10 protein-coding genes are annotated in these 13710 nt (G+C 71.8%); 3 read left to right on the top strand and 7 right to left on the bottom strand.

The window, feature by feature from the left end:
* Positions 1-29 precede the first annotated feature (29 nt).
* On the top strand, positions 30-1070 hold the full coding sequence (locus ACZ42A_RS10645) for a glycosyltransferase family 2 protein (protein WP_468526804.1): 1041 nt from the start codon (positions 30-32) through the stop codon (positions 1068-1070).
* Between the two features lie 16 nt (positions 1071-1086).
* Here the strand turns inward: ACZ42A_RS10645 and ACZ42A_RS10640 are convergent, their stop codons facing one another.
* From ACZ42A_RS10640 to ACZ42A_RS10625, 4 genes are all read right to left on the bottom strand, one after another.
* Positions 1087-2718: an LCP family protein gene (locus tag ACZ42A_RS10640; protein WP_468527277.1), complete on the bottom strand. Its 1632-nt coding sequence runs from the start codon at positions 2716-2718 to the stop codon at positions 1087-1089.
* 167 nt (positions 2719-2885) lie between these two features.
* A complete protein-coding gene (locus ACZ42A_RS10635; protein WP_468526803.1) occupies positions 2886-4682 on the bottom strand; it encodes an LCP family protein in 1797 nt (598 codons plus the stop codon).
* Positions 4683-4920: 238 nt separating this feature from the next.
* On the bottom strand, positions 4921-6093 hold the full coding sequence (locus ACZ42A_RS10630) for an LCP family protein (RefSeq protein ID WP_468527276.1): 1173 nt from the start codon (positions 6091-6093) through the stop codon (positions 4921-4923).
* 303 nt (positions 6094-6396) lie between these two features.
* A complete protein-coding gene (locus ACZ42A_RS10625; protein WP_468526802.1) occupies positions 6397-7155 on the bottom strand; it encodes a TIGR03089 family protein in 759 nt (252 codons plus the stop codon).
* Positions 7156-7266: 111 nt separating this feature from the next.
* Here ACZ42A_RS10625 and ACZ42A_RS10620 point away from each other — a divergent pair, with 111 nt between their 5' ends.
* A complete protein-coding gene (locus tag ACZ42A_RS10620) occupies positions 7267-8640 on the top strand; it encodes a peptidoglycan recognition protein family protein (RefSeq protein WP_468526801.1) in 1374 nt (457 codons plus the stop codon).
* Positions 8641-8780: 140 nt separating this feature from the next.
* Positions 8781-9863, top strand: a complete 1083-nt coding sequence (gene manB / locus ACZ42A_RS10615; protein ID WP_468526800.1) for a mannose-1-phosphate guanylyltransferase — start codon at positions 8781-8783, stop codon at positions 9861-9863.
* A gap of 492 nt (positions 9864-10355) precedes the next feature.
* On the opposite strand, the gene ACZ42A_RS10610 is transcribed toward manB, so the two are convergent.
* From ACZ42A_RS10610 to cofD, 3 genes are all read right to left on the bottom strand, one after another.
* On the bottom strand, positions 10356-11357 hold the full coding sequence (locus ACZ42A_RS10610) for a DNA-3-methyladenine glycosylase family protein (protein WP_468526799.1): 1002 nt from the start codon (positions 11355-11357) through the stop codon (positions 10356-10358).
* A 61-nt stretch (positions 11358-11418) separates the two neighbouring features.
* Complete coding sequence (locus ACZ42A_RS10605; protein WP_468526798.1) at positions 11419-12747, bottom strand: coenzyme F420-0:L-glutamate ligase; 1329 nt, start codon at positions 12745-12747, stop codon at positions 11419-11421.
* Entirely contained in the window at positions 12744-13703 is a 960-nt protein-coding gene (gene cofD / locus ACZ42A_RS10600; protein ID WP_468526797.1) for a 2-phospho-L-lactate transferase, read from the bottom strand. The genes ACZ42A_RS10605 and cofD overlap by 4 nt, the downstream gene beginning before the upstream one ends.
* Positions 13704-13710: the final 7 nt, after the last annotated feature.

The raw sequence follows: 13710 nt of genomic DNA, 5'->3' as shown, positions 1-13710 counted from the left end.
TCCCCCGTTCGCGGTAACGTGAGCCCCCTATGAACGCGAAGCCCGACGTGCAGCTCCCCGCCGTGTCCGTGATCATGCCCGTCCTCAACGAGGAGCGGCATCTGCGCGGCGCCGTCCACGCGATCCTCGCCCAGGAGTACGCCGGCGAGATGGAGGTCGTGATCGCCCTCGGTCCGTCCACGGACCGCACGGACGAGATCGCCGCCGAGCTGGTGCGCGAGGACCCACGGGTGCACACCGTGCCGAACCCGACCGGCCGCACCCCCGCCGCGCTCAACGCCGCGATCAAGGCCTCCCGGCACCCGATCGTGGTCCGCGTCGACGGCCACGGCATGCTGTCGCCGAACTACATCGCCACCGCCGTACGGCTCCTGGAGGAGACCGGCGCGCAGAACGTCGGCGGCATCATGCACGCCGAGGGCGAGAACGACTGGGAGCACGCCGTCGCCGCCGCGATGACCTCGAAGATCGGCGTGGGCAACGCGGCCTTCCACACGGGTGGCCAGGCCGGCCCCGCCGAGACCGTCTACCTCGGCGTCTTCCGCCGCGAGGCGCTGGAGCAGCAGGGCGGCTACAACGAGGAGTTCATCCGCGCCCAGGACTGGGAGCTCAACTTCCGGATCAGGGAGGCGGGCGGGCTCATCTGGTTCTCGCCCGAGCTGAAGGTGTCGTACCGGCCGCGGCCGAGCGTGCGCGCCCTGGCCAAGCAGTACAAGGACTACGGCCGCTGGCGGCACGTCGTCGCCCGCTACCACTCCGGCTCGATCAACCTGCGCTATCTCGCCCCGCCGGCCGCCGTCTGCGCGATCGCGGCGGGCATCGTGGTGGGCGCCGCGCTCACCCCGTGGGGCTTCGTGGTCCCCGGCGGCTACCTCGCGGCGATCGCCGCCGGGTCCGTGCCCGCGGGCAAGGGGCTGCCGCTCAAGGCCCGGCTCCAGATCCCGGTCGCCCTCGCCACCATGCACATGTCGTGGGGCTTCGGCTTCCTGACCAGCCCGAAGTCGCTGGCCAGGAAGGTGATAGCGGCGCGGCGGCCGGCGGTGCGGGCCACCGACAGCACGGTCGGCTGACGGCGCCCGGCAGGGGCTACTCCCAGGTGTAGTCCGGGTTCACTTCCATACAGGCCGAGTCGTCCGAGGCGTTGAGGGCGTTCGCCGACTCCGGCGTCTTGTCCTCCTTCTTCGGCGCCTCGTACGCCGTCCCCTCGCGCCAGTCCGCGCCCACGACCAGCGTGACGCCGGAGACGTCCGTGGACTTCTTCACCGCGCTCAACGGGATGCCGAGGGCCTTCGCGACCCGCTGGGCGTCGCCCTCCAGGTCGGCGCTCGGATAGCGGACCACCGTGGTCTTCTCGGAGAGCAGGACCGAGGAGTCGGCCAGGGCCTGCGTGAAGCCTTCGCCGACCAGCAGCTGCGCTACCGCGCTGGCCCGGCCGCCCGCCGCCCCCAGGGTGTCCGTCTGAGTGCCGTTGCGCACCTGTACGGCGATCTCGTCGTCGGGCGCCGCCGGGTCCGAGGACTCCGTCTCCTTCTTCTCCGGCTTCTTCTTGTCCTTGCCGTCCAGCGCGATGTCCTCGCGCACCATCCGGAACACCGTCTCGGCGTCCTCGGTGGGCTCCACCCGGTTGCCGACCAGCCGGTTCGGCATGGTCGTCATGGTGATGCGGTCGGTCGGCACCTTCTTCAGCTCGTTGGCCAGGTCGTACATCTTCCCGATGTCGCCCAGGCCCTCGTCGACGACGATCGCGTCCGTCGCGGCCTCGGCGAGCTTGCGCAGCTTGTTGGGGTTGCTGAGGGTGGCGTTGGCGCGCAGCTCGCGGACCATCGAGTTCATGTACATGTGCTGCGCCTTGGCGCGGTAGAGGTCGCTGTTGTCGCCGAAGCCGTACCGGGTGCGCAGCCACTGCAGGGCCTTCTCGCCCTTGATCTTGGTGGTGCCCTCCTCCAGCCGCAGCCCGGAGCCGCGGTCCTGGCTGTCGCGGGAGTGGATGTTGGCGTCCACACAGACGGGTACGCCGCCGATGGCGTCCGCCATCGAGACCACGCCCGCGAAGTCGATCATCATGAAGTGGTCGATGTGGATGCCGGTCAGCTCCTGCCAGGTGGCCACCGAGCAGCCGGGTCCGCCGTGGCCCAGGCTCTCGTTGGTCGGTACGCGGCCGTTGCTCGCCGGGTAGACCTTCCCGTCGTCCGGGTCGGTGCACTTGGGGATCTGCACCAGGGTGTCGCGCGGCATGCTGACGACCGACATGTTGCTGCGGTCCGCCGACAGGTGGAGCAGCATCTGGACATCCGCGAGGGGCGTCCCCCCGAAGGTCTCCCTGGCGCCGCCGAGCTTCTGGTTCTCCTTGTTGTCCCGGGCGTCCGAGCCGATCAGCAGGATGTTCAGCGGCGTCTGCCCCGCCGCGTTGGGCGTCGGCGCGGCGACCTTGCCGTCGCCGAGGTTGAGCTTGTCCTTCTTGATGTTGCCGTTCAGGTGCTGGTAGTAGAGGTAGCCCGCTCCCGCGGTGCCGACTATGACCACCGCCAGCACGGTCGCCGACCAGCGCAGCACCCGGCGTCCGCGCGACCGTCCGGCGCCGCGACGGCCCCCGCGCCGCCGGCCACCGCCACCGCCCCCGCCGTGCCTGCCGCGGTCTTCGGCCGGCGCTCCGCTCTGCGGGTCCTTGCTCCGCGGATCCTCGGTCCGTGGGTCCTCGGTTCCCGCGGTGAGGGACATCGTGTCCTCCACCGCGGGCATGTCTCCCCGCACACTGCTCTGCGCCACTTGCCTGCCCTCCCCACCCTGCGCCTGACACGGGTCCGCCCCGCGTCAAGTCAGACGCACGAGGGACCCATGGGGTTACCCCCCAGTTTTGGCCGACCCTCCCCGGACCCGGCGCTGGTCTACTTGGCGCACTGGACCTTGTCTGCCGTGGACTTGTCCACATCCGGCGCCTTCGCCGGAGCGGTGAGCGGCACCCCCGCGCCCTTGAAGTCCTTGCCCAGGGTCAGCGTCATCGTCGGCAGCCCCTGACTGTTGGTCACACTCTCGCCCGGCTTCATCGCCGACCCGGACAGGCCCATGATGGCGGCCAGCCGGCGGGCCTCGTCGGCCTGCTCCGGCGCGTACTCGAGCGTCGTCTTGCTCAGTTCCGCGTCCGCGTTGCCCGCGTTCTCGGACTTGGTGACGCCCTCGTCGTTCTGGAGCCACTCGAGTGTCGTCGACGCGCTGCCCGACGGGGCGCCGCCGTTGAGGATCCGTACCCGGACCTCGGAGGGGTCGGCCTTGGTGCCCTTCAGACGGGCCGCGACCTCGGCCTTCTCCTTGGCCTTCTTCTCCTTGACGGCGGTGAAGGAGACGTCGTTCGCGATCGCGTCGAAGACCTCGGGGGCGCGCGTCTCGTCGACGACGACCGTGGCCTTGATCGTCTCGGTGGGGTTGTCCTTCACCGGGACGGTGGTGAAGCTGATGTTCTTCGGCGGCACCTTCTTCAGCTCCAGCGCCACGTCCTTGAGGGTGCTGACCTTGCCGATGCCCTTGTCGACGGTGAGCGCCTTGGTGGCGGCCTCCGCCAGCTTCATCAGCTTGGAGGGGCTGGTGAGGGTGTCGCTGGAGGACATCTTGCGCATCAGGGAGCCGAGGAACTGCTGCTGCACCTTGATGCGGTCCAGGTCGCCCTGGTTGCCGAAGCTCTTCCGGGTGCGCACGAAGGCCAGCGCTTGCTCGCCCATCAGCGTGTGCGGGCCCGCGTCGAGTTTGAGGTGCGAGTCGGGGTCGTCGACGTCCTTGGCGAGACAGACGTCCACGCCGCCCACCGCCGTCGTCAGCGTCTTCACGGCGTTGAAGTCGGCCATCATGAAGTGGTTGACGTCGATCCCGGTGGCTTCCTCGACCGTGAGCATGGTGCAGCCCGCGTTGCGGCCGTCCTGCCCGAGGCTGGTGTTGAAGCGGACGCCCTGGCTGCCCGGGATGACCGTCTCGTTGCCGTCCGAGTCCTTCGTCGGGCAGTCCGGGATGTCCACGATCAGGTCGCGCGGGATGCTCAGCACGGTCGCGTTGGTGCGGTCCTTGGCGACGTGCAGCAGCAGCGTGGTGTCGGCGTGGCCGACGCTGCCCTTGTCGCCGTAGCCCTCGTTGCCCTTGCCGGTGCGCTTGTCGGTGCCGATCAGCAGGATGTTGAAGGCCTCGTCCTTGCTGAAGCTGCTGTCGCCCGCCTTGCCGACGTCCTCGGTGGTGACGTTGCCCTCGAGGTGCTTGAGGTAGAGGTAGCCGGCCGTGCCGACGGCGAGCACGATGAAGGCCATCGTGCCGCCGGTCCACATCAGGGCTTTCTTCGCCCGGGACTTCTTGGCCTTGCCGGGCCGCCGCCCGCGCCGCCCCGGCGGCGGCTCCTCGGCCGCCCCCCGGCGTCTGCGGGGCGGGGGCACGTCACCGCCGGTCGCCGAACGCCCCGGACGGGCCCCGTCCCGGCCGTCCCGTCCCGTGGAGGCGTTACGGCCGTCCCGGTCGGCGGAGGCACCACGGCCCTCCCGGCCCGGCGCGGCGCCACGGCCTCGGGAGGCGGCTCTGCGCGGGCCGGGGACCGCCGACTGCGGTGCGGAAGGGGTCAGTCGCAGTTCGTATTCGCCGGTGTTCGGATTGAGTACCCACTGGTCTGCGGGGTCGATGTGCTCCGCCCGCCCACGGCCTTGCGCGTCCACGGTTGCCTGAATCCTCCGTCGGGGCCACGCGGCGCCTTCCCCCTCCGAGGCGCTCGGGTCTCGTACATGCAGTGCGCGACCCCTGGACGGACTTGTTGGCCGGGAGCCGGGTGCACCGGATCGCTCACACTATCCGCCCAGTTCAGCGTCAAGCGACGGCGGTGACAAATTCCACGTCCCTACAACTGGGCAATCCGGCGCATTTCCTTGAACGAGAGTTCGCCACTTGGTGAGCGCTTTACCGGCAGTCGTCGTCGGCGGCGGTGTTCCCGCGGAAGGTCGGGGCCGGGGAGACGCGGGCCGCGGACTTCTCGGAACCCTTGCCGCCACTGGAATCCGGGCTCACTTCCACGGGCTGGTCCGTGCGCAGCCGCTGGAACAGGCGCTCCGCCTCGGGCTCCACGAGCTGGTCGCGATTGGCGTTGTAGACGTACGACTCTCTCGGAACCGTCAGGAACTGCACACGTTCGGTGGGGATGTCGCGCAGCCCGCGGACGAGTTCGTACAACCCGCGCAAACTGGCCAGCCCGGGGTCGGTGGTGAGGGCGGAGGTCGCCGCGTCCAGCACGGGATAGAGCTTTACCGGATTCAGCAGGACGTCGTTGCTGCGCACCTTGTGCACCAGGGCCGCGAGGAAGCGCTGCTGGCGGTCCATGCGGTCCGTGTCGCTGCCGTTGCCGAGGGACTTGCGGGCGCGGACGTAGCCGAGGGCCTGTTCGCCGTTGAGTGTCACCGTACCGGCGGGAAGATGAAGTTTTGCCGCCTTGTCATGAATTGCCTTCTTCAGGCAGAGCTGCACCCCGTCCACGGCATCGACCATCTCCTTGAACCCGGTGAAGTCGACGACGATGTGATGGTCGATGCGAATGCCGGTCAGCTGCTCCAGAGTTCGGATCGTGCAGGCCGAACCACCGGCCTCGAAGGCGTGGTTGAACATCGCGAACATCGGCTCGGTGCGGGAGCCGTCCCGGCGCAGACAGGCGGGGATGTCCACCATCAGGTCGCGGGGTATGGAGACGGCGGTGGCGCTGCGGCGGCCGGCGGACAGATGCAGCAGGATCGTGGTGTCCGAGCGCTCGGTCCCCGGATCGCGCCCGTAGCGGCCGTTGCCCGCGCCGGAGCGGGAGTCCGAGCCGATGAGCAGGATGTTCTGCGCGTCCCGGACCAGCGACGTCGGCCGCTCCTTCTCGTACCGGGCGAGTTCCGCTGCGGCGGCCTCGTCGGGGGTGATGTTGCCGTCGAGCTTGGCGTAGATGACCGAGGCGGTCCCCGCGGCCGCCGCGACGACGGCGGTGACGCCCAGAGTCCCGACGCGTATCCAGCGCCTGCGGCGCCGGCGTATCAGCCCGACGCCGGAGGCAGACACCCCGAGCCCCGGCCCGAGGGCCCGTCCGGTGCGCCCGGTCGGCATGCCTGCGGTGTCGTTCACGACTGAGTCCACCCCTCATGGCGTACGAGCGTGACGTCCTGCTGCTCCTACGACCATGGCGTGGATGGGGTGGGGGTGGGGGGTGGGGGTGGGCCGAACGGGTGAAGGCACATGTGCTCAAGCCGCGGGCATGCGTGTCGCCTGGGGCGGCACGGGTGGGCGCGGCGGCACCCCGTCACGCCGGGCTGCGCGACGCCGGTACCTCAGCCACGACGCCGGGCACACCGAAACGCCGGGCCCAGAAACGCCGGGCCCACCGAAACGCCGGGCCCGGCGAAACACCGGTCACCGCGAAACCGCCGACACCCGCTCACTCTCGATCCGCTTGGCCAACGCCTCGTCCCCGAGCTGCTCCAGATTCCGGCACAGCACCACAGACCCCCCGACCGCGAGCGGCGCGTACAGCCCCGCGCTCAGCCCCTCCCACGTGTCGTACGGCAAGGCGGACAGAATCCGCGACCCGGGCCCGATCAGCCCCAGCCCACCCGCGTCCGCCCGAGCCCGCTCCACGACCTCGGCCGAGGTGAACTCCGCCCCGGCGACGATCAGCGCCGGCGCCTCCGGATCGACCGGCGCGTACGGCACGAACCGGTCCCCGTGGCTCGGCACGTCGACGGCGTAGTCGGCGTACCCGGCCGGCGGCGACGGAATGAACCGCCGCCCGAGCGGCTCCAACGACAGCGCGTACCGGTCCCCGTCGCACGCCAGTCCCGCGTCGAACCGCCCCGGCCCGGCCACGACGTAGTCCGCCCGCGTCGGATCGCCCTCCACATCCGCGATCACGCCCACCGACGAACACGCCAGCAGCCACACCGCCGTCTGCCAGTGCGCGGGCAGCAGCAGCGCGACCCGGTCACCGGGTTCGGCGGACAGCTCGTCCTGGAGGAGGTTCGCGGTCTTGGCCACCCAATTGGCGAAGGTGGCCACGGACAGTTCGACGCGCTCGCCGGTGGCATCGTCGTAGAAGGTCACCAGGGGCCGCGCGGGGTCCGCGGCGAGCGCGGAACGCAGCAGGTCGGCAGGGGTGCGATCGGTGGCAGTCACCCGCGCAAGCGTACGCGGGCGCACGGCCGCGCATCGAGCGACGGCACCACCGGTTCGGGCGAACGGCCCCCAACGGCCCGTCAATTCCCCGATGGACAGATTTGTATGGCTATGTCCAGGATCGGGGGCATGCGTGGATTCCTTGCTTCCTCCATCGGCGTCACTTGTGCGACCGCCCTCGCCCTCCCGCTGACCCTGCCCGTGGCACCGGCGACCGCGAGACCGGCGACCGCGAGACCGAGCGTGGTCGAGGAGGCGGGCGCGGCGGGCATACCCGGCAGCACCCAGTCGCTGCCCCTCGTCCCGCTCGGCACGGACCGTTCCTCCGGCTCCGCCGCAGTCCAGGGCCTGCCGCGCCGGGACGTACAGCACTTCTCGCTCGTCGGCGTCGTCTGGGACGACCCCGGGAGCGAACTCCACGGCCGCGTCCAGGTCCGCACCCGCGCCGCCGGCACCGGCACCTGGTCCGGCTGGCAGGACATCGAGACCCACAACGCCGACCACGCGCCCGACCTCGACACCGAGGAACGCGCCTCCGGCCGCGTCCGCGGCGCCACGGCACCGCTGTGGGTGGGCGACTCGGACGGCGTGGAGGTGCGGGTACTGGCGACGCCGGACACGGACACGTACGAGCACGGCACCGAGACGCGGCAGGGCGAGGACGAAGCCCTCGCCCCCCAGCCTCCCCTCCCCACCGGCCTCCGCCTGGAACTCGTCGACCCCGGCGGTGCCGACGACGCCCCCGCCCACGGAGCCCCCGCCGCCTCCTCCCGCCTGGGCACGCTGACCCCCGAGGCCATCGCCGCCTCCGAGCCCAACGCGGCGCTCGGCCCGCTCGGCGCCACGGAGCTGACGGAGGAACAGCAGGCGAAGCCGAAGATCGGCCCGCGCCCGCGCATCGTCACCCGCCGCGGGTGGGGCGCGGACGAGAAGCTGCGCGAGAAGAAGTTCATCTACACCAAGAAGGTGAAGGCGGCCTTCGTGCACCACACCGCCACCGGCAACGGCTACCGCTGCTCACAGGCGCCCTCCGTCATTCGCGGTATCTACCGCTACCACGTCAAGAGCATGGGCTGGCGGGACATCGGCTACAACTTCCTCGTCGACAAGTGCGGAAACATCTACGAGGGCCGGGCGGGGGGCGTGGCGAAGCCCGTCATGGGCGCGCACACCCTCGGTTTCAACACCAACAGCATGGGGATCGCCGTCCTCGGCACGTTCAACTCGTCCAAGCCGTCCAAGGCCACGGTGAAGGCACTGGGCCGGCTGACGGCGTGGAAGCTGGGCCTGCACGGGGGTAATCCGCGCGGCAAGACATATCTGAAGTCCGGCGGTGGCAATCTCTACCGAAAAGGTAAGAACGTACGACTGAATGCAATCTCCGGGCACCGCGACGGTTTCCCCACAGAGTGCCCAGGACGGCAGCTCTACGGCAAACTCGGCTCGGTCCGCGGCTACGCAGCGTACTACCAGGGCCGCGACTGAGGCGGCCCGCACGGGACCGGGGGGAACCGGGGGACGCTTCCGCGACGTCGCACGCCGTCGAAGGTGCCGGACAACGGTCTGCATACACTGGCCGGCCGAAAGACAGTTCGGCCGGTCCCGGCAGGAAGCAGAGACGACAGGTGACAGAAGCGATCCTCCTGGTCGGCGGCAAGGGCACCCGGCTGCGCCCGCTCACGGTGCACACGCCCAAGCCCATGGTCAGGGCGGCGGGGGTGCCGTTCCTCACGCACCAGTTGGCGCGGGCGCGGGCGGCGGGGGTCGAGCACATCGTGCTCGCCACGTCCTACCTGGCGGAGGTCTTCGAGCCGTACTTCGGTGACGGCTCGTCGCTGGGGCTGCACATCGAGTACGTCACGGAGGAGGAGCCGCTCGGCACGGGCGGCGCGATCCGCAACGTGGCGTCGCGACTGCACTCCGGTCCGGACGATCCGGTCCTGGTCTTCAACGGCGACATCCTGACGGGCCTGGACATCCGCGCTCTGGTCCGCACCCACGAGACGACGGGCGCGGACGTCTCCCTCCACCTCACGAAGGTGACGGACCCGAGGGCGTACGGCCTGGTCCCGACGGACGAGACCGGGCGGGTGCAGGCCTTCCTGGAGAAGCCGCAGAGCCCGGAGGAGATCGTCACCGACCAGATCAACGCGGGGGCGTACGTCTTCCGCCGCTCGGTGATCGACACCATTCCGCAGGGCCGCCCGGTCTCGGTGGAGCGCGAGACGTTCCCCGGCCTTCTGGCGGCCGGCGCCCATCTCCAGGGCATGGTCGACTCCACGTACTGGCTGGACCTGGGCACCCCGGCGGCGTTCGTCCGCGGCTCGGCGGACCTGGTCCTCGGGCGCGCCCCGTCCCCGGCGGTGCCGGGGCGCTGCGGCGACCGTCTCGTCCTCCCCACGGCGAGAGTGGCACCGGACGCGAAACTGGCGGGCGGCACGGTCGTCGGTGAAGGCGCGTTCGTGGCGGAGGGCGCACGCGTGTTCGGCTCGACGATCCTTCCCGGCGCCGTCATCGAACCCGGCGCGGTCGTCACCGACTCCCTCATCGGCACTCGAGCCCGTGTCGGCGAACGCTCCATCCTCACCGGCACGGTCATCGGCGACGGCGCGGTCATCGGCCCCGACAACGAACTCCGTGACGGCATGCGCATCTGGTGCGACGCCCAGATCCCGGCGGGGGCGGTCCGCTTCTCGTCGGACCAGTAGAGGCCAGTAGAGGCCTGCGGCGGCCTGCGCGGGTCCGGTGGGGGTTGCTGTAGCGCCCACGGTTTGTTGGGGGTCGGGGCCGCGCCGGGGGTATCCGTCCTCGGTCTGGCGCGGTTGCCGTATCCACGGCTGTGCCCCGTGCCGGACGCGCCAGCCGCTGCGGGCGGACACCCCCGCCACGTCCCCTCCTCGCCGTGGGCGGGTGCAGCCCTGTGGTTGGTGCGCGAAGCCGGGCCGCCCAAGCCGCGGGCAGCGGTCCGTCCGCCCAAGCCGCGGGCAGCGGTGCGTCCGGCGTAGCCGCGTGGCTGGTAGTCCGCTCACGCCGTGGGCCGCCGGCCAACCGGTGTGGCTGCGGCAGCTCGTCCGCCAAAGCCGCGGGCATGCGTGCCGCCTGGGGCGGCACGGGTGGGCGCGGGCGGCACCCCGTCAGCGCCGGGCTGCGCGACTCCCCCCGGCCCGCGCCAACGCCGGGCACCGGGTCAGGCGCGCCGCCTACAGCCGCCCGATATCCCACACCGGCATCTTCGGAGCCCGCCGCGGCGGCACCCTCCCGCTCAGCAGGATCAAGCGCGCCGCCCGATGCCGCTGCCCCGCGTACGGCTCCAGCAACCGCAGCATTTCGGCATCGTCCGCGTCCCGGTCCCCGGCCAACGCCCAGCCCACGATGCCCGGCAGATGCACATCCCCGACGGTCACCTCGTCCGCCGCCCCATGACTGCGCTGCACCGTCTCCGCCGACGTCCACGGCCCGACCCCCGGCACGACCTCCAGCCGCGACCGCGCCGCCACCGGGTCCATCCGCACAGCCTCCTCCAGCCGGGCAGCGACCCGTACGGCCCGCAGAATCGTCGACGCGCGCTTGTTGTCGACTCCGGCCCGATGCCACTCCCAGGAGGGGATCAAGGCCCATGTCCGGGGCGTCGGGATCACACACATCCCCCCGGGCGCGGGTCCCGGCGCCGGCTCCCCGAACCTCCGTACGAGCAACCGCCAGGCCCGATAGGCCTCATCGGTCGTGACCTTCTGCTCCAGAATCGACGGGATCAACGACTCCATCACCAGCCCGGTCCGCGTCAACCGCAATCCGGGCCGCCGATGCCGCGTCAGGGCGACGAGTCGATGCCGAGGCGTGAACGCCGCCGGATCGTCCGCCGCCCCCAGCAGCTCCGGCAACCGGTCGAGCAGCCACCGCGCTCCCGGGCCCCAGGCCTCCCCGCGTACCTCCGCGCCGCGGGCGGTGACCCGAAGAGTCCCCGGCCCGTCCGGCGTACGGCTGGTCCGCCAGACCGAGCCGTCCGGTGTCGCCCGGAACGTCGGATCACCGGGGCCGCGCCGCAGCGGCCCCAGCACCAGGCCGAGATCCAGCGGCCCGTCCGGCACATACGTCCGCACCCTCCCGGGCCCGGCCGCCGGCCGCGGCACCCCACCGGGCACCGCGACATGCCCGCCGCGCACGGTCGTACGCGTGGGCCGGGGAGCGAAGCGTCCTGCCACGGATGAGTCCTTGGGAAGGAAGAGGGGACAAGGGCGGGAAAGTGACTCTACGAGCGTACGGTCACCGCACCTCGATGAACGCCCACGCGTCCCGCTCCGGCCGCGGTCTCGGTTCCTCCGCCGGATGCCCGACCGCCACGGCCCCCATCGGATCCCAGTCCTCCGGCAGCCCCAGCACGTCCCGTACGACATCCCGGCAGAACATGGTGGACGACACCCACGCCGAGCCGAGCCGCTCCCCGGCCAGCGCGACGAGGAAGTTCTGCACACCGGCTCCGGCGGCGACGACGAACATCTCCCGCTCGGCCCCGTCCCGCCGTGCGTCCCCGTAGGTGTGCGAGCCGTCCATGACGAGGCACGGCACGACGAGATACGGCGCGTTGCGCAGCACATCGCCGCGCCGGACCCGCTTGGCGATGGACTCCTCGCTCTTGCCGTCCCGGCGCAGATCCGCGATCCAGGCCTCGCGCATCGCGTCGAGGAGCCGGGTGCGGGACTCCGGAGACTCCAGGAGGACAAAACGCCAGGGGGTGGTGTGGTGCGGCGCCGGTGCGGTCACGGCCGCGGCCACGGCCCGGCGGACCGCGCCCGGGTCGACCGGATGGTCCGTGAAGGCGCGGACCGTACGCCGCTGGGTGACCGCTTCCCGGATCGCCTCGGACGTGCCCAACCGGAACATGTCGTCGTGCGCCCGGCGCACCAGCGCCCGCGCGCCCTCGCCGTCCGCCCCGGCCACCACGTGCGGCAGCCCGCGCACCACGGCGACGGGCAGTCCGGCCGCCTTGCCCTTGACCAGGTCGCCCGCGGCGGCCAGCTCGTCGGCGGTGGCGACGACGGTGGCGCTGAGCGGATTGCCGTACGCGTCGGTGCCGCCGCGCAGATCGTCCAGCACCCGTACGCCCGCGGCGCCGATCGCGACGTCCGTGAGCCCCGAGCGCCAGGGGCGCCCGAAGGTGTCGGTGATCACGACGCCGACGGTGACGCCGAGGGCGGCGCGCAGCCCGTCGCGGATCGCGCGCGCGGAGGCGTCCGGGTCGACGGGCAGCAGCAGCACGGTCCCGGCGGGGGTGTTGGAGGCGTCGACCCCGGCGGCGGCCATCACCAGGCCCTGCCGGTTCTCGACGATGCGCAGGGTGCCGCGCCGGGCCACCACGCGGACGGTCTCCGCGTCGATCGCGGCCTCGCGGTCCGCCGCCTGGACGATCCGCCCCTCCGCCTTGGACACGATCTTGGAGGTGACCACCACCACGTCACCGTCGGCCAGCCCCGGCTCGGCGGCCGCGATCAGCTTGGCGAGGTCGTCCCCGGCCGTGACCTCGGGGATCCCGGGCACGGCCCACACACGGTAGGCGGGCGCGCCGCCGTCCACCGCGCGCTGCTCGCTGCTCACGCCCCTCGCACCTCCTCCGCCAGCGCCAGCGCCTCGCGGGCCATCCGCGCGGTCGCCTCGACGTCGGTCATCATCAGCGGGACCGCCTTGCAGCGGATGCCGGCGGCCTCCACGCGCGTGACGGAGCCCGCGTCGACGGTGTCGACCAGCCAGCCGTCGAGCAGTCCGGAGCCGTAGTACTCGGCCACCGCGGCGGCCGTGGACTCCACGCCGACCGCGGCCAGCACCTTGTCGGCCATCCCGCGCACGGGCGCGTCGCCGACGATGGGGGAGAGGCCCACCACCGGCACCCCGGCGTCGGCGATGGCCTCGCGGATGCCGGGCACGGCGAGGATGGAGCCGACCGACACGACGGGGTTGGAGGGCGGGAAGAGGACGACGTCGGCCTCGGCGATCGCCTCCAGGACACCGGGCGCCGGCTTCGCCTGCTCGGCGCCGACGGGCACGATCGCCTGGGCGGGGACGGAGGCGCGCAGCCGTACCCAGTACTCCTGGAAGTGGATCGCCTTGCGCTCGCCGTCCAGCTCGACGGCGACATGGGTCTCCACGCGGTCGTCGGTCATGGGGATGAGGCGCACCCCGGGCTTCCAGCGGTCGCACAGCGCCTCCGTCACCGCGCTGAGCGGATATCCGGCGCCGATCATCTGGGTCCGCACGATGTGCGTGGCGAAGTCCCGGTCGCCCAGCCCGAACCACTCGGGCCCGACGCCGTACGCCGCCAGCTCCTCCTTCAGATGGAAGGTCTCGTCGGCCCGCCCCCAGCCCTGTTCCTCGTTGATACCGCCGCCGAGCGTGTACATCACCGTGTCGAGGTCCGGGCAGACCTTCAGCCCGAAGAGGTGGATGTCGTCCCCGGTGTTGCCGATGACCGTGATGTCCGCGTCCGGCACGGCCCGCTTCAGACCGCGCAGGAACCGGGCACCGCCGATGCCGCCTGCCAGAACCACAATGCGCATGGGGCCA

The organism is Streptomyces sp. NPDC030838 (assembly GCF_055572035.1).
The sequence above is the reverse complement of the archived record's forward strand: the minus strand, read 5'-3'. Positions and strand labels throughout refer to the sequence as shown.

Excerpts from the sequence above, each read along its gene's own strand:
- cofD (WP_468526797.1), bottom strand. The coding sequence starts at position 13,703 with ATGCGCATTGTGGTTCTGGCAGGCGGCATCGGCGGTGCCCGGTTCCTG.
- ACZ42A_RS10630 (WP_468527276.1), bottom strand. The coding sequence starts at position 6,093 with ATGCCGACCGGGCGCACCGGACGGGCCCTCGGGCCGGGGCTCGGGGTG.
- ACZ42A_RS10640 (WP_468527277.1), bottom strand. The coding sequence starts at position 2,718 with ATGTCCCTCACCGCGGGAACCGAGGACCCACGGACCGAGGATCCGCGG.
- ACZ42A_RS10620 (WP_468526801.1), top strand. The coding sequence starts at position 7,267 with ATGTCCAGGATCGGGGGCATGCGTGGATTCCTTGCTTCCTCCATCGGC.
- ACZ42A_RS10645 (WP_468526804.1), top strand. The coding sequence starts at position 30 with ATGAACGCGAAGCCCGACGTGCAGCTCCCCGCCGTGTCCGTGATCATG.